The sequence below is a fragment of the Catenulispora pinistramenti genome (assembly GCF_018274385.1).
Classification (GTDB): domain Bacteria; phylum Actinomycetota; class Actinomycetes; order Streptomycetales; family Catenulisporaceae; genus Catenulispora; species Catenulispora pinistramenti.
Window position 1 is genome coordinate 1 of sequence record NZ_JAAFYZ010000073.1, and the last position, 23,078, is coordinate 23,078.

Consider the following 23,078-nt stretch of genomic DNA (forward strand, 5'->3'; position numbering starts at 1 on the left):
GGCTGGGGCTGCTGGGTGGGAGCCGGGGGCTGCGCCGGAATGAGCATGGTCTCCATGGAGGACGGGTGCTGGGGCGCGACATCCTCGGCGGCGGCCGGCGAGGCGGGCTGCGGCGTTTGGATCAGCATCGTTTCCATGCCAGAGCCCGCGTTCGGCGGCACAGCATCCTGTGCGCCGGTAGCCGCTGCAGGCTGCGGCGCTTGGATCAGCATGGTCTCCATGCCGGAGCCAGCCTTCGGCGGCACAGCATCTTGCGCACCAGTTGCCGCGGCAGGCTGCGGAGCCTGGATCAGCATCGTCTCCATGCCAGAACCAGCCTTCGCCGGCACAGCGTCCTGCGCACCAGTAGCCGGGGCAGGCTGCGGCGCCTGAATCAGCATCGTCTCCCCACCCGCAGCAGCCGCCGCACTCCCCCAAACCGGAGCCTGCGCCTGCGCCTGCGGTTGTGCCTGCGGTTGTGCCTGCGCCTGCGCCTGCGCCGCGCCCTGCCCCGGCGCCACCGCCGCGACAATCCCCGCCACATGCGGCTGGCTCAGTCCCAGCGAGGCGCCGACGGCGTCGATGATCGCGCGCTCGGCCGGCTGGATCGGGCCGTCGGCGGCGGCGACCCGGGTGGCGCCGGTGACCATGGCCTCGCGGCCGGTGTCCGGGAGCTGCTGGGCCAGGGCGGCCAGCATCTGGGACAGGTCGTCGGGGACCACCTGCATGTCCTGGGCCAGGTTGGGTTCGGCGTAGCCGACCGCGCCGGCGGTGACGATCTCCTGGACGGCGGTCGCGCGCGCCGCCGGGTGGTCCCAGCCGCCGCGTCGCAGGACGTTGACCATCACGCCGCGGACCGAGTTCTGCAGCAGGTCTGTGAACTGGGCCGCGGTGGGGCGGCTCAGGACCGAGGCTTGGAAGTCGTTCTTGCAGTAGGTGCAGCGGACGAACTCGCCGACCACCTTCAGCGGGATCAGGGGGATGAAGAACAGCGTGAAGAAGCGCTGTGCCTTCCGGCGTTCGTAGTTCCGGTCCGCGCCGCACGCCGGGCAGGAGAACACCCCGCTGCCGATGACCCGGAAGACGGTTTTCCAGCCCCAGATGATCATTGGTACTAATCCCCTCCGTTCCGCGCGGTACGGAACAGAGGGAATCCTTCCACAGTGACCCGGGTCAGCGGAAAGCCCGGTTCACCGCCGAGATGATGGCCTTGAGCGATGCCGTCACGATGTTGGCATCGATGCCCACGCCCCACAGCACCCGGCTGCCGATCGCGCACTCCACGTACGACGCCGCCTGCGCGTCCTCGCCGGAGGTCAGCGCGTGCTCGACGTAGTCCAGCACCCGGACGTCGATCCCGACGCCGGCCAGCAGGTTGGTGAACGCGTCGATCGGGCCGTTGCCCACGCCTTCGAACTGCGTGGTGGCCTCGTCCACGGACAGGTCCACGGTGAGCCGGTCCTTGGCCTCGATCGCCGAGGTGGCGTGGTGGCCCAGCAGCTTGATACGGCCCCAGGGCGCCGCGGGGTTCGGCAGGTACTCGTCGACGAACGCGCCCCAGATCTCCTCCGGCGTGACCTCGCCGCCCTCGGCGTCGGTCTTGGCCTGGATCACCTGCGAAAACTCGATCTGCGCCCGGCGCGGCAGGTCGAGCTGGTGCTCGGCCTTCAGGATGTACGCGACGCCGCCCTTGCCGGACTGGGAGTTGACCCGGATCACGGCCTCGTAGTTGCGCCCCACGTCCTTCGGGTCGATCGGCAGGTACGGCACGGCCCAGACGATCTCGTCCACGCTCTTGCCGGCCGCCGCGGCGTCCCGCTCCAGGTGCTCGAAGCCCTTCTTGATCGCGTCCTGGTGCGAACCGGAGAACGCGGTGTAGACCAGGTCGCCGCCGTAGGGGTGGCGCGGGTGCACCGGCAGCTGGTTGCAGTACTCGACGGTGCGCCGCACCTCGTCGATGTCGGAGAAGTCGATCTCCGGGTCCACGCCCTGGGAGAACAGGTTCAGGCCCAGCGTCACCAGGCAGACGTTCCCGGTGCGCTCGCCGTTGCCGAACAGGCAGCCCTCGATCCGGTCGGCGCCGGCCTGGTACCCCAGCTCGGCGGCGGCCACCGCGGTGCCGCGGTCGTTGTGCGGGTGCAGCGACAGCACGATCGAGTCGCGGCGGTTGAGGTTGCGGTGCATCCACTCGATCGAGTCGGCGTAGACGTTGGGCGTGGCCATCTCCACGGTGGCCGGCAGGTTGATGATCACCTTGCGGTCCGGGGTGGGCTGCCAGACCTCGGTGACGGCGTCGCAGACCTCGACCGCGTACTCCAGCTCGGTGCCGGTGTAGGACTCCGGCGAGTACTCGAAGTAGATCTCGGTGCGAGTGCCGTCGGGGCGGGCCGGCATCGCGTCGGCGAACTGCCGGCACAGCTTGGCGCCGTTCGCCGCGATCTGGGTGATCCCGGCGGTGTCCTGGCCGAAGACGACCCGGCGCTGGAGCGTGGAGGTGGAGTTGTACAGGTGCACGATGGCCTGCTTGGCGCCGCGCACGGACTCGAAGGTCCGCTCGATCAGCTCCTCGCGGGCCTGGGTCAGGACCTGGATCACCACGTCGTCGGGGATCCGGTCCTCCTCGATGATCTGCCGGACGAAGTCGTAGTCGGTCTGCGAGGCGGCCGGGAAGCCGACCTCGATCTCCTTGTAGCCCATCGCGACCAGCAGCTCGAACATCTTCAGCTTGCGGGCCGGGGACATCGGGTCGATCAGCGCCTGGTTGCCGTCGCGCAGGTCCACGGCGCACCAGCGCGGGGCCCGGTCGATCACCTTCGTGGGCCAGTCGCGCTCGGGCAGCGGAATCGCCGCGAACGGAACGTACTTGTGGATCGGCATACCGGAGGGCTGTTGCGGCTGTACTCGCATTGTGCTCAAGACTCCCTGGTGGTCTCCAACGGAGGGGGACGGCCGACGGCGGAAACACGAAACGCCGCGACGAGGGAGCCGGCCTGTGTCGGTACTACAGGCCCTCGCCGCGGCTGCTAAGAAGGAGCAGACCACACTGGCAGGAGTTGCACATAGCGGTGCGACTGTATCCCGATCGTCTCAACGGGCGCACTCGCTGTCCGTGATCCGAGACGGCCGCCAGGCGTCACTCGATCAGCGTAATAGCGGCTCGCCGCCTGTTACGAAACAGTGATCAAAGTCATAAACCCGGCCATACTCACCGCCATGACCAGCGCCACGACCCCGCCCCGAACCGCCGCCGCCCCGGCGTTCTGCGGCATCGTCCCGCCGCACCTGCTCTCCCGCCTGGCGGGTTCGAGCCTGCACGTGGCCCAGGCCGCGCGCCGCACCCTGACCGCCGACGCCCGGCACCGCCAAGCCCGCGGCGCCGTGCCCTGGGTCGGCGAGCGGCACCTGGCCCCGCCGACCGTCACCGGGCGCGCCGACGACCGCTCGATCTTCGACGACCACGACACCGAGCACCTGCCGGGCTCGCAGGTGCGCGCCGAGGGCGGCCCGGCGACCGGGGACGCCAGCGCGGATGAGGCCTACGACGGCCTGGGCGCGACGTTCGACTTCTACCTGAAGGTCTACGACCGCTGGTCCGTGGACGGCCAGGGCCTGCCGCTGAAGGGCACGGTCCACTACGGCGTGCAGTACGACAACGCCTTCTGGAACGGCTCGCAGATGGTGTTCGGCGACGGCGACGGCGCGGTGTTCGGCCGCTTCACCGACGCGGTGGACGTGATCGGCCACGAGCTCACCCACGGCGTCACGCAGTACACCGCGAACCTGGTCTACCGCGGCCAGTCCGGCGCGCTGAACGAGTCGGTCTCCGACTGCTTCGGCTCGATGGTCAAGCAGTACCAGCTCGGCCAGGACGCCGCCGACGCGGACTGGCTGATCGGCGCCGGGCTGTTCCTGCCCTCGGTGCGGGGCGTCGCGCTGCGCTCGATGAAGGACCCGGGCACCGCCTACGACGACCCGCACCTGGGCAAGGACCCGCAGCCGGCCGCGATGTCCGGCTACGTGGACACCACCACCGACGACGGCGGCGTGCACATCAACTCCGGCATCCCGAACCGGGCGTTCTATCTGGCGGCCACCGCCATCGGCGGCAAGTCCTGGGAGGGCGCCGGAGCGGTCTGGTACGACGTGCTCACCTCCCCCTCGCTCCCGGCGGCCGCGACGTTCGCCACCTTCGGCACCGCGACCGTGCACGCCGCCGAAGCGCGGTTCGGCCGCCGGTCGCGGCAGGCGAACGCGGTGGCCGCGGCGTGGCGGGAGGTCGGGGTGTCGGTCCACTCCTGAGCGGGCGTTTTCTGGCGCGATGGGCGTCCGCGGCGGCGGCGGCGGCGGCGGCGGCGGCGGCGGCGGGTGATCGTCCCGGATATCGGCTGGGACCGCGGGCGCGCGACTCGCTAGTGTCGCCGTTGTGACAGACCAGGTTGACCCGACCGGCCAATGTGTCTTCTGCGGGATAGTCGCGGGGACGATTCCGTACGCGAAGGTAGCCGAGGATGCCATGACGTTCGCCTTCATGGATATCGATCCCGGCTCGGACGGCCACCTGGTGGTAATCCCGAAGCGGCACAGCGCTGACCTCTTCGAGATCTCCGCCGACTACCTTGCCGCCACCACACTGACTGCCCAGCGGATCGCCAAAGTCGCGCTGTCCGAGCTCGGCGCCGACGGCGTCAACCTGCTCAATTGCAGCGGTCCCGCAGCTTGGCAGACGGTCTTCCACTTCCACCTGCATGTGATCCCGCGCTACCACGATCGGAGCAAGGACCGGCTGGAGCTGCCGTTCGAGCCCGGCATGCCGGCTGACGCCGAAGCCATCGCCGAACACGCGAGGCTACTCGCCGCCAAGCTCTAGAGGCGATGGGGCCCTGAGCTCCTGAGCTCCTGAGCACAGGAGGGCGCAAAAGGCTCGGGCGAATACAGCCCGGCGGAAATTCGATGGCCGCCGGCGGGGGCACTGCCTAGCATCGGCGGCGATGACGATCACGATCCGGGACATCGACCCCGCCGACCCGGCGACGGGATAAGCCGTGGCCTGGGGAGAAACCGTGCCTTTGACGATCCGTGAACTCCGCGTCGAGGACCCGGCCACCGTGCCGGAGCTGCTTGCGCTGTACCGGGATGCCGTGGCCGCCGACGCGCCGCGGTATCCGGAGCCGACCGAGTCGCTGCTGAGGTGGCTGATGGTGCCGCGCGTCGCCCGGCACCGGAGCTGCGTCGTCGCGTACGACGGAGACCGCCCGGTCGGGTACGGATGCATGAACCACGACAACGAGACCAACCGGGACCTGATCTCCGGGAACCTCTGGATCCGGCCCGAGGACCGGGCCGAGGTCGCCGTTCCCCTGATCGGCGCGTTCAAGGCCTACGCGCGCGGTCGCGGCTGCACCCGCCTGACCCTGCCGTTCGGCGATCACTCCACGGACTACGAGGCCGTGTTCACGGCCGAGGGCGGTCGGCCGGTCGCCCGGGAGTTCCGCATGCAGGTGGATCTCACGGCGATCGACCGCGAGCGGTATGCGGACTTGGCGCAGCCGTCGGAGAAGAACGCGCACTACCGGATCGAGCAGTGGCGGAGCCCGACACCCGAGCACCTGCTGCCGGCAGTGGTCCAGGCCAACGAGGCGATGCGTGACGCGCCGACCGGCGACCTCGACTTCCAGTTCGCGCCGGCGAGCATCGATCGGCGCCGGCAGATGGAGCTCGATGCGATGGCCGTCGGCACCCGGCTCCACATCATCGCCGCGCTCACCGCGGACGCCACGATCGCCGGCTTCCACGAGGTCCTGCTGTTCCCGGGCTGCCGGATGGCCGACGTCGGGCGCACCGCGGTCCCGACGAAGTTCCGCGGCCACGGCCTGGGCCTGCGGCTCAAGGCGGCGCTGACGCTGCACCTGCTGGAGCACGAGCCGCAGATCGACACGGTCAGCACCTGGAACGACTCGGACAACGTCCCCATGCTCCGGGTGAACGGGGCGCTGGGCTATGAGCGGGCCGAGGCCTGGAGCAACTGGCAGTTTGACCTCTAATATCAGAATTCTGCGGCCGGGCTCCGGACCCGCAGGACTCTGAGAGGGGGGACGCCGCGTGGCCGACCTGCCCGCCGCGGACGCCGCCGCCGCCGTCGCCGCGGACGCTGCGGACACCGCCGGCGCCGCCGTCGCCCCGCTGGACGCGACCACGCGCATGGTGTGCGCGCAGGCGTACTGGGACCCGACCTTCGCCGCCCAGGCCGAGGAACTGCTGCTCGGCGACGCGTTCTCGGCGATCGGGCCGCCGGTCGGGCTGGACCTGCCGGTGATCCTCCGGCACGCGCGGCACTCGCTGCGGATCGATCGGCGCCGGGACTGGGCGCTGCTGGCGTGCTGGGTGCTGGTCGCGCTCTGCGTGGCCGGGCCGCTGGTGATCACCCGGGGTACCAAGGACTTCGAGCCGACGGTGTTCGGCGTGCTCTGCGGCGTGGCCTCGGTGGCGACCCTGGCCTGGACCATAGCCACCACGGCGCGCTGGCTCCGGGTCCACGCGGCCTTCGCGCTGCTGCGCACCCCGCCGGCGCCGCCGGTCTCGGCGCCGCCGCTGCCCCCGGACGTGCACGCCGAGATCGTCGCCGACCAGGCCTCGAACGTGGTCTGCTACCCGGCCGGCGCGCCGAACCCGTTCGCCGCCTTCGGGGAGCTGCTGGGCGAGGAGGTCACGGTCCGGCTGCCGCCGGCGCCGGCCCGGGTCGACGCCACCGACCTGCACCTCTACCTGGCCAACGAGCTGGCCCGGGACCCGCGCCTGGCGGACGTGGCGATCGCCGGGAACCTGTTCGTCCGCGGCGACGTGGCCGACGACGTCCCCGGTCTGTGGCCCGGCGGCAAACAGAGCCGGCCGTCCCGCCAAGCCCACGCCCTGATCTACTCCGTGGGCATCAACCCCGGCGACCGCGCACAGACCTATCTGACCTTCCAGACCGCCCGGCACGACGGCGGCCTCATGATCTCGATGCACGTCCGCATCCGCGAACAGAACGAGCGGATCGTCCTGGGCATCGCCTCGACGATCGCGACGCCGCCGGCCGCGAAGTACACCTCGGTCAGCGGCCCCCTCCCCCGCACCCTGGGCCGGGTGCGGGCCCACGCACGCTGGTACACGCTGCTGGAACTGCCCGGTATCGCGACCGAGGCCTGGAGCAGCCCGCTGGTCACCTTCGTCGGGCACCGGCTGAACGTGCGAGCCCGCAAGAAGGGGCTCCGCCGCATCCGCCGCAAGGGCCGGCTCCCGGAGCGCGGCGCCCGCACCTCGCTACGGCGCTGGATCATGGACCCGGCCAAGATCACCGCGCACGACGCCGAGGCCCGCGACGTCCTACGGCTGCTGCGCGAGGCGCTGTTCGAGCACCTCGTGCGCTACTTCCAGGCGCACGAACTGCCGACCGGCGACCTGATGGGGGTGCGGGACGCGGTGCTGCGGGTGGAGGGGACCGTGCGCGCCGGAAGCGTTGTGGAGACTGGGAAACCCGATTCGGATCGGACGGCCGACACGCATCAGAAAGCTGACACAGATCAGAAGACTGACACGCGCCGGAGAGCCAAGGCGGATCGGAAGGCCGACGCGGAGCGAAGAGCCGCCGCGAACCGGAAAGCTGAAGCGGAGCGAAGAGCCAGAGCGGATCGGGACTTCAGGGCAACCGGGCGGCCTCGGCGATGAGGTCTTCGTATCGGGCGTCCGGCGTCGCCTGGAGCAGGGCGGCGAGGTGGAGCCAGCGGTCGGGGCGGCCGTCGAGATGGGCCCGGACCAGGTTCTCCAAGGGCCGGTCGAGCGGGTGGTCCAGGTCGATTCCGTCCCGCCACGACGGAAGGTTCCGCGGCCACTGCGCCGAGAACCCCCGGGCCGCCTCGATCAGCGGTTCGGCATCGCCGGCGGCCATCGACTCGCGGACCCGCGGTGCCATCGCCTCAAGGCTTCCGGCCAGCTCCAGCTCCAGCGCCCAGACCGCTTCCACCCCGATCAGCTCGGCGAGCAGCGCGTAGGCCGCCATCCGGCCCCGCTGAGCGTCGGCGCGCCACCTGGGGATGGTCACACGCAGGACACTGAGTACCCACGCGGGATCTTCGGCCATGTGCCGAAGCGCGTCCAACGCCTCGGCCGGGTCCTGCCCTGAGATCCACCGCATCACCTGGTCGTCACGCGGGGCCAGGGCGTACGCCCGCTCGATGATCTCTCGGCCGACGGCCGTGGCGCGCCCCATGATCCGCAACAGGAGGTGGGGGTCCGCCGACTCGTCCATCAGGCGGGCCAGGACCGGATCGGGTGTGGCACCGTTGGCGGCCAGTTCCCTGCGCTGCTGGAGGGTACCGTCGGCGACCACATGATCCACCAACGCCCGGCACAGCGGGGTCAGACCGGCCGCGGCCGTGATCGTCTCGTCCCACGTAGCCGGGTCGGCCAGAGCGCGGGCGGCGACATCAGCGGGCGCCAGAGCCAGGAGTATGTTCGCGGCCTCGCGAGCGCCGTCGGGCAGGGCTTCGACTGACACGAAGTGGTACCGGACAGCGCTGTCCGGCTTCGCGAAGAGTTCGAGGATGGTGCCTTTGTAGGTGTACATCCGCGAAAAAGCCTGCCCCCAGCGGTCCGGGTCGTCCGCCAACCACTCGGCGGCGTATCCGGCAATGCAGAAACGCATATCGTCTGCGGCCCGCTGCTCTCCTGGGAGATGTCCGCCACCATCAGAGACGGCGAGCGACATCGCGAGTGCGGCCGGCCGGGTGTGTTCCAGAACTTCGGCGGGGGACATGGTGCCGGCTCGCAGCGCGGCCCAGGCCAGCACGCGAAGCCGATGGGCCGCCTGCGGGCTTTTGAGGGACGCGGCCTCACCGACGAGTTCGCGGTACTGGTCCACGGATACCGCTTCCATGCTCTCTTGCACGGGAGTGATATCGGAGCGGAAGGTGTAGACCCAACTGAGATTATTGATTCGCGGGAACCCCAGACGGCTGAAGGCGCTGCCCCTGCACTCCCACAGCCCGCGATTCCGCTTGACCTCGGCCCGGAGACCGTGCGCGTCCAAGGTCGCGATGACCCGCGCCGCCTGCCGCCCGGTGAGCCACGCGGCATGGGGCATCAGCGCCAGGAGCAGTTCCGGGTCGTCCGCGTCGGCCACCTCGTCCCACCAGTCGGCCTCCTGGAGCCGCGACTTGGCCCTGGTGAGGGCGAGCAGGCGCCGCCTGACTCCGGGCGCGACGACCGCGTGGCCGTCCGGCCCCTGCCGATCCCGCAGGATCGCCCGGCGCGCCCGGTGTACCCGCGGATCGGCCGAATTGAAGGTGAAGAACACCTCGTCGGCTTCCGGATCGAAGCGCGTCAGGACCCGGTCGATGATCCAGTCGGGGTCTTCACCGCGGCCGCGAATGGCCTGGCGGGCCGAGGCGGCCAGGGCCGAGGCAGGGCCCCTGGCGAGGATGTGGTCCCGGGCCGCCCGGGTGAGCCGGCCCTCCATCGCCGTGACGGCCTCGGCGAGGTCCGCCTCCGGGAGCGCGGCCAGCACCGCCGGGATGTCCGCCGGCCGCGCTGATTCGAGGAGCCGGAAGAACCGGAGCAACACCTTTTCAGGCGCCGGGCCCGCCGAACTCGCATCCGGCACGGCACCAGTCGGCGGACCCGGCATCACCCACCCCACTTACCCCACCGCGCTAACGGGGATACGTCTTCAGTCTGTATCGGCTCAGTTTCTCAGAAGACGCAGACGGTCCCGGCATCTGACGAGGATGCCGGGACCGTCGGGCCCTCTACCGAGGCTCAATCGTGAGACTCACCGGGAGGGGCCATGGTTGTGCTCGTCGCGATACAGGGTGTGAGCGCCGGGCCCACGCCGCTTCTCAGAGCCCTCAGAACTGTCAGAACTCTCAGAACCCGAGCTTGGCCAGCTGCTTCGGATCCCGCTGCCAGTCCTTCGCTACCTTCACGTGCAGGTCCAGGAACACCGGCGTGCCGAGCAGCGCCTCGATCTGCTGCCGAGCCCGCGAGCCGACCTCGCGCAGCCGCTCGCCGCCATGGCCGATGACGATCGCCTTCTGACTGGGGCGCTCCACATACAGCGTGGCGTGCACGTCCAGCAGCGGCCGGTCGGCGGGCCGGTCCTCGCGCAGCGTCATCTCCTCGACGGTGACGGCCAGCGAGTGCGGCAGCTCGTCGCGCACGCCCTCCAGCGCGGCCTCCCGGACCAGCTCGCCGACCATGACCTCCTCCGGCTCGTCGGTCAGCTCACCGCCCGGGTACAGCGGCGGCGACTCCGGGAGCTGCTTCACCAGCAGGTCCTCCAGCAGCTGGATCTGCTGGTCGCGGACCGCCGAGACCGGGATCACCTCGGCCCACTCCACGCCGACCTCGCGGCCCAGCTCGACCAGGGCCAGCAGCTGCTCGGCGATCTGCTCCTTGGAGGCCTTGTCGGTCTTGGTGAGGATGGCGATCTTCGGGGTGCGCCGGACCTCGGCCAGCTCGGCGGCGATGTACCGGTCGCCGGGGCCGATCTTCTCGTCGGCCGGCACGCAGAACCCGATGACGTCCACCTCGGCCCAGGTGGCGCGCACCTCGTCGTTGAGCCGGGCGCCGAGCAGGGTGCGCGGCTTGTGCAGGCCGGGGGTGTCGACCAGGACCAGCTGCGCGTCGTCGCGGTGCACGATGCCGCGCACGGTGTGCCGGGTGGTCTGCGGCCGGCCGGAGGTGATCGCCACCTTCGCACCGACCACCGAGTTGGTCAGCGTGGACTTGCCGGCGTTGGGCCGGCCGACGAAGCAGGCGAAGCCGGCGCGGAAGTCGTCCGGGAACTCGTGGCGGGGCGGGGAGTCGTCACGGACGCCGCGGCCGTAGGCGGTCGGCGCCGGCTCCGAATCCCGGACCTGGTCGGTCGTGACGCGCTTCTCGGCGAGCTTCTGGCTGCGCTTGACGCGCTCGGCCTTCTTCTTCGCCGCCTCGGCGTTGGCCGCCTGGCGGGACCGCGATCGTCCACTTCCGCTGCTCGTCATGGGGACCATTCTCCCTTACTCGGGACGGTCCGCCGCTCAGAGCTTCGGATCGGCCAGGAACAGCCGCGGCGGGGTGCCCGAACCCTTCAGGTCGGCGACCACGTCCAGGTCCTCCTGCCGGAACCCCTTATCCGCGCTGACCAGCACCGCGGCCTCCAGCGACTTGGCTCCGCCGACCACCGCCATCGCGACCGCGGCCTGGAGCGCCGAGAGCTGCAACGCCGGCAGCTCCACGGTGGTCGCCACGTAGGTGCGGCCGGTGTCGTCACGGACCGCCGCCCCCTCGGCCGCGCCGTTGCGGGCCCGCTGGGCCTTGGCGAGGGTGTGCAGCTTGGCGTTCTCGGGGTCCAGCTGGGTGTCAGTCATGGCACAACGCTATCGAAAACGCAGAAGGCCCCGGATATCTGTCCCGGGGCCTTCTTTTCGCTGAGCGGATGACGAGATTCGAACTCGCGACCCTCACCTTGGCAAGGTGATGCTCTACCAACTGAGCCACATCCGCATTCGCCGACCGGGTTTCCCCGGCGACGAGGAAAACTATAGCCCATGTGCGGAGTGGGTTCGCCACCTGGTTACCCGGACGTGTCAGGCGTCGCCTAAGGCATCGGGCCGGGTATCAGGTCAGGTATCACGTCAGGCACTTGCCCGCACATCCGTCAGCATCACGTCAGGCATCAGGTCAGGCATCAGGTCAGCCGTCACCCTGCGGAACCCGCTTCACCAACACGGTGCCGATCCGGCGCCGCCGGCCCTCCGCGGACTCCGCGGTCAGCCGCAGCCCCTCGACCTCGATCTGCGCGCCCGGGATCGGCACCACGCCCAGCCGCTTGGCCATCAGGCCGCCGACGGTCTCCACGTCGTCGTCCTCCAGGTCCACGCCGAACAGGTCGCCGAGCTCGTCCACGCCCAGGCGCGCGGTGACCCGCGCCGCGTCCGGGGACAGCCGCTCCACCGAGGGCCGCTCCACGTCGTACTCGTCGGCGATCTCCCCGACGATCTCCTCCAGGATGTCCTCGATGGTGACCAGCCCGGCGGTGCCGCCGTACTCGTCGATCACCACGGCCAGGTGGATGTGCCCGGCCTGCATGTCCCGCAGCAGCTCGTCGGCGGGCTTGCTGTCCGGGATGCAGACCGGGTCGCGCATCGCCGACTCCACCAGCTCGGTGGTCTCCCCGCCGGGGTGCTCGTGGATCCGCCGGACCAGGTCCTTGAGATAGACGATGCCGACCACGTCGTCGGCGTTCTCGCCGACCACCGGGATCCGGGAGAAGCCGCTGCGCAGCGCCAGCGACAGGGCCTGGCGCAGGGTCTTGTGCCGCTCGATGAAGACCATGTCGGTGCGCGGCACCATCACCTCGCGCACCAGCGTGTCGCCGAGCTCGAAGACCGAGTGCACCATCCGGCGCTCGTCGTCCTCGATGACGCTGTTCGCCTCGGCCAGGTCGACCAGCGCGCGCAGCTCGGCCTCGGAGGCGAACGGGCCTTCGCGAAAGCCCCGGCCCGGGGTCACGGCGTTGCCGAGCATGATCAGCAGCTGCGCCAGCGGCCCCAGGACCTTGGTCAGCAGCGCCAGCGGGCCGGCGAAGCGCAGCGCCACCTTCACCGAGTGCTGGCGGCCGATGGTCCGCGGCATCACGCCGATGAAGATGTAGGAGACGGCGATCATCACGCCGATCGCGGCGAGGCCGGCGCCCCAGACCGCGTCGACGCGCCGCATGAACAGCACGGTGACCAGCACCGTGGCCGCGATCTCGCAGCCCACCCGCAGCAGCAGGACCAGGTTCAGCACCCGGGCCGGGTCGTCGACCAGCTCCTTGAGCCGGGGCGAGCGCGGCACGCCCTCCTCGACCAGTTCGGCGGCCCGCACCCGGGAGACCCGGGACAGCGCGGCGTCCGCACAGGCGGAGACCCCCGCGACCGCGACCAGCACCACGACCGCGACGATCTCCCAGAACAGCAGGGCACTCATCGGGCCACCCCGTGGCCCCGGCCAGTGCCCTGCCGATGTCTATGACCGCTCATCGAGCGCCTGACCTGGCCTTCCATCCTCGTAGCAGCTGTTTTTGGAGGCCGAACATCTCGGCCTCCTCCTCCGGCTCGGCGTGGTCGTAGCCCAGCAGGTGCAAGATCCCGTGCGTGGTGAGCAGCCGCAGCTCCTCGGCCGTGGCGTGGCCGGCGTCCTTGGCCTGCTTCTCGGCCACCTCCGGACACAGCACGACGTCCCCGAGCAGCCCGGGGACCGGCTCGTTGTCGTCCTCGGCCCGGGCCGGGCGCAGCTCGTCCATCGGGAAGGAGAGCACGTCGGTCGGGCCCGGCTCGTCCATCCACTGGATGTGCAGCTGCTCCATCGCGGCGGTGTCGACCAGCAGGATGGACAGCTCGGCCATCGGGTGGATGCCCATCTCACCGAGCACGTACCGGGCCACCCCGACCAGTTCCTCGGCGTCCACACCCTGCTCGGTGCCGTAGTCGGTCTCGTTGGCGATGTCGATCGACATGGGGGTCAGTGCCTCTTCCTCTTGGCGTCCCCACCCCGGGCGTCGTACCGCCCGTACGCGTCGACGATGTCCCCCACCAATCGGTGCCGCACCACGTCGGCACTCGTCAGCTCGGCGAAATGGATGTCCTCCACACCGGACAGGATATTGCGCACCACCCGCAGCCCGGACTCGGTCCCCCCGGGCAGGTCGACCTGGGTCACGTCGCCGGTGACGACGATCCTGGAACCGAAGCCGAGGCGGGTGAGGAACATCTTCATCTGCTCGGGGGAGGTGTTCTGGGCCTCGTCGAGGATGATGAATGCGTCATTGAGGGTGCGGCCACGCATATATGCCAGTGGTGCCACCTCGATAACCCCGGCCGCCATCAACCGGGGAATGCTGTCCGGATCGATCATGTCGTGCAGCGCGTCGTACAACGGCCGCAGATACGGGTCGATCTTCTCGTACAGCGTCCCGGGCAGGAAGCCCAGCTTCTCCCCTGCCTCGACCGCGGGCCGGGTCAAAATGATGCGGTTGACCTGCTTGCTCTGCAGCGACTGCACCGCCTTGGCCATCGCCAGGTAGGTCTTGCCGGAGCCGGCGGGCCCGATGCCGAACACGATCGTGTTGCGGTCGATGGCGTCGACGTAGTTCTTCTGGTTCAGCGTCTTGGGGCGGATGGTGCGGCCGCGGTTGCTCAGGATGTTCTGGGTCAGCACCTCGGCCGGGCGCTGCCCGTCGACGTCGGCCTCGCCGCTGCGCAGCATCTGGATCGAGCGCTCGACGCCGTCCTCGGTGAGCGGGGCGCCGGTGCGCAGCATCAGCAGCATCTCGCCGAAGAGCCGCTCCACCAGAGCGACCTCGCTCCGGCTGCCGGAGATGGTCACCTGGTTGCCGCGGGCGTGGATGTCGGCGCCCGGGAAGGCCTTCTCGATCACCCGCAGCAGGCCGTCGCCGGCCCCGAAGACGGAGACCAGGGGGTGTCCGGACGGTATTTCGATCTTGGCCTGGACGACGCCGGGGGCGACTTCCTCGGCGTCGGTGGCGCGCGCGGCGCCAGTGGAACCTGCCCCGGAGGCGGGCTTGGAGGACCCGGAGGACGCCCCTGCCCCGTTCGCCCCGGCGCGGCCGGCCCCGGCCGCCCTCCCGTTGCGGTCCGCGGCGGAGGACTGGCGGCCCTTGCCCGAGCGCGGTGCGGTGTTGTCTGCCATAGGAACGGCCATACGGCCTTTGATCACTCTCCTGTCTCCGTGGTGGTTCCATGCTAGCCCGCACCCCCGCGACCAGGGCGGGAGATTTTGCCCCGGCGCCCTTTTCGTCATCCTGACGCTATGCTAATCTCGAATCGTTATCGTCAGATGGACGATAACAACGGGACGACGCGTGAGAAGGCGATGGGGATGGGTAGCGGACGCTGGGACTACGACGCATACGAGGCGGCTGAGGCCTACCGCAGGGCGAACGGCCGCAGCGCCTTCGACTACAACGACCGGGTGCTCAGCCGCACCCCGCGCAACCAGTGGCGCGCGCACCCCGACCTGGAGCCCTACGGCGTCGGCGTCCGGGAGAGCCGGGACAGCGCCGAGCACCCGACCTCGCTGGCGATCTCGGTCCTGTTCGACGTCACCGGCTCCATGGGCGGGGTCCCCCGGGTGCTCCAGACCAAGCTCGCCGACCTGCACGGCCTGCTGCTGCGCAAGGGCTACGTGGACCACCCGCAGATCCTGTTCGGGGCGATCGGCGACGCCTACTCCGACCGGGTGCCCCTGCAGGTCGGACAGTTCGAGTCCGACAACCGCATGGACGACCAGCTCGGCGACATCGTCCTGGAGGGCGGCGGCGGGGGCCAGATGCGCGAGTCGTACGAGCTGGCGATGTACTTCATGGCCCACCACACCTCGCTGGACTGCCACGAGAAGCGCGGCAAGCGCGGCTACCTGTTCATCATCGGCGATGAGATGCCCTACCCGAACGTGAACCCGCAGCAGGTGTCGCGGGTGCTCGGGCACCGCCTCGACGGCCCGGGAGGCGCCGGCCGCCCCAGCCACCCCGGCCGCCCCGGCGAGTGGCCCGGCGGGCACCTCGGGCGCGGCGGCTTCCCGACCACCCCGATCGAGGACGTGGTCCGCGACCTGACCCGCAAGTTCGACGTCTACTACATCCTCCCGGAGGGCTCCTCCTACGTCGGCAACGACGAGGTCCTCGGCGCCTGGCGCGCGCTGCTCGGCCAGAACGTCATCCAGCTCGACGACCTGGACGCGGTCTGCGAGACCATCGCGCTCACCATCGGCCTGGCCGAGGACCGCATCGACCTGGACGGCGGCTTGGAGGACCTGCGCGAGGTGGGCTCCGGGGCGGGACGCTCCGTGCAACGCGCGCTGGGCGAGCTGGACACGCACCACGGCACCCGGCGCGACCGGCGGGGTGATCCGCGGGGCGACCAACGAGGTGACCAGCGGGGCGACCGACGCGGCAGCCGCGCCACCCACGACCCGGACGTCCGCTTCCTGCGCGCGCAAGGCGTCGGCTACACGTACGACTCCGGATACGACAACCGCCCCGAAAGCCGCTGGTAAGAGAGCACTTGTTCAATGGACTTGATCGGCATGAAGCACGCGATCGTGGTGGACCTCGGCTACGGCGACGCCGGCAAAGGCTCGACCGTGGACTGGCTCTGCTCCCCCGCCCGCTCCGAGTCCCGCGCCGAGACGCGGTTTCGCCATGAGGCACAGATCCGCGCGGTCGTCCGCTTCAACGGCGGCGCCCAGGCCGGCCACAACGTGGTCACCCCCGAAGGCCGCCACCACACCTTCGCGCAGTTCGGCGCCGGCACCCTGCACGGCGTGCCCACGCACCTGTCCCGCTTCATGCTCGTCGAGCCGTTCGCCCTGGCCGCCGAGGCCGCGCACCTGGCCGCACTCGGCGTCCCCAACCCGTTCGCCCTGCTGTCGGCGGACTCCCGCGCGCTCATCACCACCCCCTACCACCGTGCCGCGAACCGCGTGCGCGAGTCCGCCCGAGACCGCACCCCCGGGTCGACCCGCCACGGCACCTGCGGCATGGGGATCGGCGAGACGGTCTCCTTCTCCCTGGCCGTCTCGCCGGATAAGCCTGCGCGCGTCGGGGACTGCCGGGACCGCGGCACCCTCATCAGGAAGCTGACGGCCCTGCGCGACCGGATCGCGGCCGATCTGGAGCTGTCCGGACTGCACCTGCCCGCCGACCTGCCGAGCCCGGAGTTCTGCGCGGACGTGTACCAGGCGTTCGCGCAGCGCGTACGGATCGTGGACGAGGAGGACAGCGGCTATCTCGCCGCACTGCTGGAATCAGGCCCCTGCGTCTTCGAGGGCGCCCAAGGCGTCCTGCTCGACGAGTGGTACGGCTTCCACCCGCACACCACCTGGTCGACGACCACCTTCGCCAACGCCGAGGCGCTGCTGAAAGAGTCCGGCCAGGCACCCGACACCGCGCTACGCCTCGGCGTGGTCCGCACCTACAGCACCCGGCACGGCGCCGGACCGTTCGTCTCCGAAGACGCGTCCCTGACCCCGATGCTGCCGGAACCGCACAACGAGACCGGAACGTGGCAGGGGGCGTTCCGGATCGGCCACTTCGACGCGGTGGCACATCGCTACGCGCTAGACGTGTGCGGCGGCGCCGACGCATTGGTGGTCACCCACGCCGACGCCGAGCCGACCGCCCGGCGCCTGTGCCGGGCCTACCAGGCCGCCGCCGACGTCCCGGCGATGGAGAAGCTGCCCCGCAGCCTGATCCCCGACCTGGACTACCAACGGCTGCTCACCAAGACCGTGTCCCGCTGCACGCCGGTCTACGAGGACGGCCCACAGGACCCACGCGACTGGCCGGACGCCATCGGCGAGGCGCTGGGAACGCCGGTCGGCGTGGTCTCCAGCGGGCCGACTTGGCGGGACAAGGCCGCGCGCCTGCCCTGCGCGAAATAGTGCGGCGCGGGGCTGGCGCGCGGGGCTGCGGCGCGGGGAGGGCGCGGGCTGCGGAACGGCGCTGCGCGGGCGCGGGCTGGTAGGGGCGCTATGGCTTGGCTTGTTTGGGGTTCGGGTCTTTTTGGACGAGGCTGGGGCTTGCGGGCCGGGTTGCGATTGGGTTGTGGGTTGAAAGGCGATTTTTACGGCCTTCGGTCATAGTTGTGCCGGTTCGGGGTTCGGGTCGGCGGGTTTGTTTGTCGGCTGCCGGTTTACGCGTTCACAACCCCGCCGCACCTCAGGCCTCTTCAACTCCAGCAAGTCCGGGCAAGGACAAGATCAACAGCAAAGTCAAGATCAAGAGCTAGCCGGAAAATGAGGGTGACCCAGGGCACCATGAAATGGCCCGGCCTCCCAGGCGATGTTGGTGCAGATGGCAGTCAAGGATCCGTGCCGTCGCGTGAAGCTTCGGGTTCAGTTCGCGAACCGCTCCGATATCGCTGCGTCGGCTCAGTGTTCGCAGGATCATGACGAGCGGGGCGAGGTGAGCCGTCAGCGACGTTGACAGCACCTCTCGGGGTCATTTTCGCGCCGACACGACGGCGCTGCAACGCGCCAGACCACTGTGATGAAGAGCCGGGCCTCCGGCGGGCCTCGGCAACCTCAGGGAAACTAGCGCCGCTCCATCGGGTGGCCGATCTAGTCTCAGCGGCGGCGGTCCCTGAGGTGGTGCGGTCCGTTCCCCACGGTCGCGTCGTCAGCCCGATGGGTACAGCACCGGTGTCCGGGGGTAAAGTCCGCGCGCTTGCGGTTGGGTGCCTGAGCTGCGGTTTCGTGAAGCGCGAACTTGACCCCCGGCCACCGGCACTGTAGGCGAAGCCCTGCCGACGCGACCGAGGGGAACGAACCGAAAACCAGCCGGAGAAGTACAAAGCCCAGTGGTTCGGTACCGGCGACTCGCCGAATTCGGCCGCCGGTGTCTTCGGCTTGCCGGCGAGGTGGTGGTGATCGGAAGAAGCTTGCCAATGCCCAGCTCGCAGGGCGGACGCGCTAACGTGAGCCCGTGCTTGTCTTCCGCGAGGCCGGGTTTGACGACTTCGAACACGTTCAATGCCTTTACCGGCAACTGAACCCGGACGACCCGATCGTCACGGACGGCTCGGACGCAGCCGCGTTCGCCGCGATCATCGATCGACCGGGCCTGCACCTGTTCGTCCTCGACGACGATGGCGCCATCGTCGCCACCACCTACCTGAACGTGATCCCCAACCTCTCGCGGTCGTCGTCCCCCTACGCGGTGATCGAGAACGTGGTCGTAGAGAAGGCGCTGCGTGGGACAGGCCTGGGCAAACGCATCATGGCGGCAACGCTTCAGGTCGCATGGGATGCCGGCTGCTACAAGGCGATGCTGATGACCGGCTCCCGCAGGCCATCGACCCTCGCGTTCTACAAGGCATGCGGCTTCAGCCCCGACGCCAAGAGCGCCTTCCTCGCCCGTCCACCACAGACATGATCTGTTAACCGCGCCTGCGCGAGCGGCAAGATTAGTCCGAACAGAATCCCGCTAGGCGACCGGAACAACCTTGCCAACTACAACGTGAGCGAGGCCACGGCTGGCAATGTTCCTCCGGAACGGACAGCCGGTACTAGAGCGGGCAACGCGATAGTCCAGGAGCGTGCATTTGGGTTGGCAGGCGCGGACCGGCCCGACTGCCAAGCCCGACTGCCAAGATGGACACCGGCGGATGGCGCATTGGCCTCGCAGCCAAAGTCGCACCGGCACCCGCACCAACCAACCTGCGTCCTCGGTCCCTGTGATTGCTTTTCTTCCGGCTGGTTTTCGGTTCGTTCCCCTCGGTCGCGTCGGCAGGGCTTCGCCTACAGTGCCGGTGGCCGGGGGTCAAGTTCGCGCTGCACAAAACCGCAGCTCACACGCCCAACCGCCGCGCGCGGACTTTACCCCCGGACACCGGTGCTGTACCCCCCGGGCTGACGACGCGACCGAGGGGAACGGACCGCACCACCCCACAAACCGCCGCCGCTGAGACTAGATCAGCCACCCTAGGGAACCGCGCTAGTTTCCCTGAGGTTGCCGAGGCCCGCCGGAGGCCCGGCCCTTCATCACAGCCCTTGACTTTGATCTTGCCTGTGGCTCTTGATCTTGCTCTTGATCTGGCCTTTGTCCTTGTTCTGACTTGCTGGAGTTGAAGAGGCCTGAGGTGCGGCGGGGTTGTGAACGCGAAAACCGGCAGCCGACAAACACACCCGCCGCCCCGAACCCCGAACCGGCACAACTATAACCGAAGGCCGTAAAAAGCTTTGAAACCCACACACAAACCGCAACCCGGACCCCGAACCCCAAACACCCCCAGCCGTCTCCGACAAAGCCCGAAGCGCAACCACCGCCACCACACCGGCCGCGACCACGTTGACCGCCATCACCAGCCGCAGCGCCCAACGCAGCGGCACCCGGGACAGGAGCCACAGCACCAGCCCGGCCCACACCACGACCACGGCTCCGGCTCCGGCTCCGGCCAGCGCCAGAACGGCTTCCGGAAGCGCCACCCACCGGGCCAGCGGTGCCGCCGCGAGGGCGGCCACGCTGCCGAGGACCGCGCAGTAGGCCGCGCCGACGCGCAAGCTCCACCGACCCAGCTTCTCGCCATCGAATCCCGCCATGCGCTGGCGCCTGTTCCTCAGCTCGCCCAGCTCTCTGCTGCGAACCCCACCCACTCGCGCTCACTCACCGAGATCCCACGTCCACGAGGCCCCCGCGCTGCTCAGGTCCCGAAGCCGCTCAGGTCCCGAAAGTGCTCAAGAAGTCGCCGCCGAGCACGTGTGCGTGCACATGGAAGACCGTCTGCCCGGCGTGGGCGTCGGTGTTGAACACGATGCGGTAGCCGCCGTCCGCGATGCCCACCGCCTTCGCGACTTCGGCTGCTTCGGTCAGGAGGGCGGCGGCCAGCTCTGGTGCGTTGGCGGCCAGTTCGGCGGCGTTCCGGTAGTGCGCGCGGGGCACGATCAGGTCGTGGACCGGGGCCTGCGGGTTTATGTCCTTGAAGGTGAAGGTGAGGTCTGTCTGGCGGACCACCGTTGCCGGGATCTCGCCGGCCACGATCTTGCAGAAGAGGCAGTCGGGTTGTGCTTGGCCGTCGGCCATCGTGTCCTCCTTGGACGCCCGTTGGTCGGGGTTTTCCGGCGATAGGCTACGGCACCATGCGCCTCCTCGACGGGTTCGACCCGGCCGCCGCCGCGATCGGCACCCTGCCCGACGTCCCGGACCTGAGCGACGATGCCCGGGCCGCGGTCAAGGGCTTCGCCTCGGCCACCGCGGTGGCTCCCGGGGAGTCGGTCGACTTCCACATCGACGTCGCCGAGCCACGGGAGGTCGTTGTCGAGATCTACCGGGTCGGCGCGTATGGGGAGCACCGGACCGCGCTGCTCGGCAGCAGCGAGCCGGTCGCCGTGGTGCCGCAGCCCGGGCCGGTGACGGATCCGGAGACCGGGATGGTCAGCTGTCTGTGGGAGCCGGCGTGGCGGCTGAACGTGCCTGCGGACTGGAAGTCCGGGGCGTACCTCGCGGTGCTGCGCGCCAAGGGCAGTGCTGACGGCGCTGAGGGTGAAGAAGGTACAGACAGCGCGACCAGCGCAGCGGGCGCCAACTACGTCCCCTTCGTCGTCCGCAACCTGCGCCGCCGCACAAGCTGGCTGGTGGTCGTCCCGTTCGCCTGCTACCAGGCGTACAACATGTACCCCTTCGACAACGCGCGCGGTAAGAACCTCTACTACGGCTTCGACGCGAACGGCGAGCAGAGCAGCAAGCTGCGTGCGTCATCGGTCTCCTTCCGACGCCCCTACGAGCTGACCGGCATGCCGCGCGAGGCCGAGCGGGTCCACGACTTCGTCGTGTGGGCCGAACGTCAGGGCTATGACATGGAGTACGCCGCGAGCGCCGACCTCAACGAGGGCCGCGTCGACCCGCTGAACTACAAGGGCCTGATCTTCCCCGGCCACGACGAGTACTGGTCGGCGGGGATGCGCAAGACGCTGGTGAAGGCCCTGGACTCGGGTGTCTCGACGGTCTTCCTGCAGGCGAACAACGTCTACTGGCACGTCCGCTACGAGGGCTCGACGATCACCTGCTTCAAGTCGCGCCAGGACCCGGTCAAGACCAAGCGCCCCGGCCAGACGGTCATGTGGCGCGATCTGCGGCTGCCCGAGCAGGAGCTGCTCGGCGCGCAGTACATCAGCCTGGTCAAGGGCGACGCCCCGCTGGTCGTCACGAACGCCGACCACTGGTTCTGGCAGGCGGCCGGCGTCAGCGCCGGGGACACGTTCCCCGGCCTGGTCGGCGGCGAGGCGGACAGCGTCCAGGACAAGTATCAGAAGGCTGAGGGCACCGAGTTCACGATCCTGGCCCGCTCGGCCTACACCGACGGCGCCGACGGCACCCGCGAGCAGCAGACGGTGCTGCACCGCAAGCCCAGCGGCGCGTGGGTCTTCGACGCCGGCACCTTCTTCTGGCCGATGGCGCTGGGCCGCGAGGGCTTCGCGGACCCGCGGATCGAGGCCGCGACCGCCGCGCTGCTGGCCCGCATCGCGGCCGGGGACGGCCTGGGGTCGCGGTCGGCACGCCGCCGCGCCGCGATGACCGCGGCCCTGAAGCGCGAGGCCAGTCCGTCGGCGGTGTCGGCGAAGACCAAGCCGGTGGTGAAGCGGGTGGGTCGGAAGGTGAAGCACACGCTGAAGAGGTCTTCATGACGGTGAAACCCACCAGGAACGTCCGCCTGGATCCGATGACGGCGCAAGAGTTCGGGCCGTGGCGGGCGAAAACCGCTTCCGACTACGCGATGGCTCAGGTCCGAGAAGGACACTGGTCCATCGAGACGGCACAACAGCAGGGCTGGGACGTCACGGAAGGTCTGTTGCCCGCGGGTCCGGAGACCTACGGACAGCATCTGTGGATAGCCCGGGACGTCGACACCGAACAGCGGGTGGGCTCCCTGTGGGTAGCGCTGCGAACAGCCGGCCCCACCACGGAGGCCTTCGTCTACGACGTCCACGTTGAGGAAGAGCTGCGAGGCGTAGGCTACGGCCGGGCGATCATGGAGGCCGCGACGGCTGCGGCCCGTGCGCTCGGCGCCGAGTACATAGCCCTGAATGTGCACGGGTCGAACGACCGGGCGTACCAGCTCTACAAGGGTCTCGGCTACGAGGTGACCAACCTCCACATGCGGCTGGGGTTGTAAGTACGGCTGGTCAGGCACCCCAACCGTAGGCATCGCCGGTGGCGAGTCCCTGCCAGAAAACAGCTTCCGGCTGTCCTGTCACCCCGATGGCCTCCATCAACGGCTGGATCGCGGGCTGCTGCTCGGCGAAGAACGCCTCGAAGCTCTCGCTGTCGGGCCACTCGTCGAGCGCCATGAGGCTGCTCCCGTCCTGGGAGCCGTAGAAGCGGTGCGCGATGAGGCCATGGCGCTTCGCCCCCTCAACGATGCCCTGCAGCTTCTCCGGGTTTTCCTTTGCGTACCGCTCCATCGCCTGTGGATCACCGGGGATCTTCAGTGTCACGAATACGGACATGACGCTCCTCTCAGCGCGCTCGGGCGCGCATCGAATTCGCTCATCCGTTCTATTCGATCGCTTCCACGGCCCCGGCG

At 69.7% G+C, this 23,078-nt stretch carries 20 protein-coding genes and 1 tRNA gene; 9 read left to right on the top strand and 12 right to left on the bottom strand.

Annotation, left to right across the window (positions count from 1 at the left end):
• Together KGQ19_RS21555 and leuA are read right to left on the bottom strand one after the other, a co-directional pair.
• Positions 1–1,088: TerB family tellurite resistance protein (locus tag KGQ19_RS21555; RefSeq protein ID WP_212011013.1), on the bottom strand; the 1,088-nt coding region annotated here is incomplete at its 3' end.
• A gap of 64 nt (positions 1,089–1,152) precedes the next feature.
• Positions 1,153–2,886 (bottom strand): 2-isopropylmalate synthase, encoded by a 1,734-nt coding sequence (leuA, locus tag KGQ19_RS21560; RefSeq protein WP_212011014.1) that lies wholly within the window; start codon positions 2,884–2,886, stop codon positions 1,153–1,155.
• 306 nt (positions 2,887–3,192) lie between these two features.
• On the opposite strand from leuA, the gene KGQ19_RS21565 reads away from it, so the two are divergent.
• From KGQ19_RS21565 to KGQ19_RS21580, 4 genes are all read left to right on the top strand, one after another.
• Entirely contained in the window at positions 3,193–4,278 is a 1,086-nt protein-coding gene (locus tag KGQ19_RS21565; RefSeq protein WP_212011015.1) for a M4 family metallopeptidase, read from the top strand.
• A 124-nt stretch (positions 4,279–4,402) separates the two neighbouring features.
• Positions 4,403–4,846 carry an HIT family protein gene (locus KGQ19_RS21570; protein ID WP_212011016.1) on the top strand — a complete coding sequence of 148 codons (444 nt, stop codon included), beginning with the start codon at positions 4,403–4,405 and terminating at the stop codon, positions 4,844–4,846.
• 193 nt (positions 4,847–5,039) lie between these two features.
• Positions 5,040–6,020 (top strand): GNAT family N-acetyltransferase, encoded by a 981-nt coding sequence (locus KGQ19_RS21575; RefSeq protein ID WP_212011017.1) that lies wholly within the window; start codon positions 5,040–5,042, stop codon positions 6,018–6,020.
• A gap of 58 nt (positions 6,021–6,078) precedes the next feature.
• On the top strand, positions 6,079–7,683 hold the full coding sequence (locus KGQ19_RS21580) for an AbeC-like domain-containing protein (protein ID WP_212011018.1): 1,605 nt from the start codon (positions 6,079–6,081) through the stop codon (positions 7,681–7,683).
• Here KGQ19_RS21580 and KGQ19_RS21585 read toward each other — a convergent pair.
• From KGQ19_RS21585 to KGQ19_RS21615, 7 genes are all read right to left on the bottom strand, one after another.
• Positions 7,655–9,616 (bottom strand): hypothetical protein, encoded by a 1,962-nt coding sequence (locus KGQ19_RS21585; protein ID WP_212011019.1) that lies wholly within the window; start codon positions 9,614–9,616, stop codon positions 7,655–7,657. The genes KGQ19_RS21580 and KGQ19_RS21585 overlap by 29 nt on opposite strands.
• A 262-nt stretch (positions 9,617–9,878) precedes the next feature.
• Complete coding sequence (gene era, locus KGQ19_RS21590) at positions 9,879–11,006, bottom strand: GTPase Era (RefSeq protein WP_212011020.1); 1,128 nt, start codon at positions 11,004–11,006, stop codon at positions 9,879–9,881.
• 27 nt (positions 11,007–11,033) lie between these two features.
• The gene (locus tag KGQ19_RS21595; protein WP_212011021.1) at positions 11,034–11,363 is read right to left on the bottom strand and encodes a cytidine deaminase-like protein; all 330 of its coding nucleotides are present in this window, start codon (positions 11,361–11,363) and stop codon (positions 11,034–11,036) included.
• A 63-nt stretch (positions 11,364–11,426) separates the two neighbouring features.
• A tRNA-Gly gene (locus tag KGQ19_RS21600) sits at positions 11,427–11,499 on the bottom strand.
• Between the two features lie 189 nt (positions 11,500–11,688).
• Positions 11,689–12,966: a hemolysin family protein gene (locus KGQ19_RS21605; RefSeq protein ID WP_212011022.1), complete on the bottom strand. Its 1,278-nt coding sequence runs from the start codon at positions 12,964–12,966 to the stop codon at positions 11,689–11,691.
• A 49-nt stretch (positions 12,967–13,015) separates the two neighbouring features.
• Complete coding sequence (gene ybeY, locus KGQ19_RS21610) at positions 13,016–13,495, bottom strand: rRNA maturation RNase YbeY (protein ID WP_194897457.1); 480 nt, start codon at positions 13,493–13,495, stop codon at positions 13,016–13,018.
• A gap of 5 nt (positions 13,496–13,500) precedes the next feature.
• Entirely contained in the window at positions 13,501–14,688 is a 1,188-nt protein-coding gene (locus KGQ19_RS21615; protein ID WP_212011023.1) for a PhoH family protein, read from the bottom strand.
• Between the two features lie 189 nt (positions 14,689–14,877).
• On the opposite strand from KGQ19_RS21615, the gene KGQ19_RS21620 reads away from it, so the two are divergent.
• From KGQ19_RS21620 to KGQ19_RS21630, 3 genes are all read left to right on the top strand, one after another.
• Positions 14,878–16,053 carry a hypothetical protein gene (locus tag KGQ19_RS21620; RefSeq protein WP_212011044.1) on the top strand — a complete coding sequence of 392 codons (1,176 nt, stop codon included), beginning with the start codon at positions 14,878–14,880 and terminating at the stop codon, positions 16,051–16,053.
• 30 nt (positions 16,054–16,083) lie between these two features.
• Positions 16,084–17,439, top strand: coding sequence for an adenylosuccinate synthetase (locus KGQ19_RS21625; protein ID WP_230419113.1), 1,356 nt, complete (start codon positions 16,084–16,086; stop codon positions 17,437–17,439).
• A gap of 1,042 nt (positions 17,440–18,481) precedes the next feature.
• Entirely contained in the window at positions 18,482–18,931 is a 450-nt protein-coding gene (locus KGQ19_RS21630; protein WP_212011025.1) for a GNAT family N-acetyltransferase, read from the top strand.
• A 608-nt stretch (positions 18,932–19,539) separates the two neighbouring features.
• Here KGQ19_RS21630 and KGQ19_RS21635 read toward each other — a convergent pair.
• Together KGQ19_RS21635 and KGQ19_RS21640 are read right to left on the bottom strand one after the other, a co-directional pair.
• A complete protein-coding gene (locus KGQ19_RS21635; protein ID WP_212011026.1) occupies positions 19,540–20,097 on the bottom strand; it encodes a hypothetical protein in 558 nt (185 codons plus the stop codon).
• Between the two features lie 118 nt (positions 20,098–20,215).
• A complete protein-coding gene (locus tag KGQ19_RS21640) occupies positions 20,216–20,578 on the bottom strand; it encodes an HIT domain-containing protein (protein ID WP_212011027.1) in 363 nt (120 codons plus the stop codon).
• Positions 20,579–20,634: 56 nt separating this feature from the next.
• Between KGQ19_RS21640 and KGQ19_RS21645 the strand changes: the two genes are divergently transcribed.
• Both KGQ19_RS21645 and KGQ19_RS21650 read left to right on the top strand, forming a co-directional pair.
• Positions 20,635–22,179 (top strand): N,N-dimethylformamidase beta subunit family domain-containing protein, encoded by a 1,545-nt coding sequence (locus KGQ19_RS21645; protein WP_212011028.1) that lies wholly within the window; start codon positions 20,635–20,637, stop codon positions 22,177–22,179.
• Positions 22,176–22,667 carry a GNAT family N-acetyltransferase gene (locus KGQ19_RS21650; protein ID WP_212011029.1) on the top strand — a complete coding sequence of 164 codons (492 nt, stop codon included), beginning with the start codon at positions 22,176–22,178 and terminating at the stop codon, positions 22,665–22,667. Before KGQ19_RS21645 ends, KGQ19_RS21650 begins: the two co-directional genes overlap by 4 nt.
• Before the next feature lie 10 nt (positions 22,668–22,677).
• Here the strand turns inward: KGQ19_RS21650 and KGQ19_RS21655 are convergent, their stop codons facing one another.
• Positions 22,678–23,001, bottom strand: a complete 324-nt coding sequence (locus KGQ19_RS21655; protein ID WP_212011030.1) for a hypothetical protein — start codon at positions 22,999–23,001, stop codon at positions 22,678–22,680.
• Between the last annotated feature and the right edge of the window lie 77 nt (positions 23,002–23,078).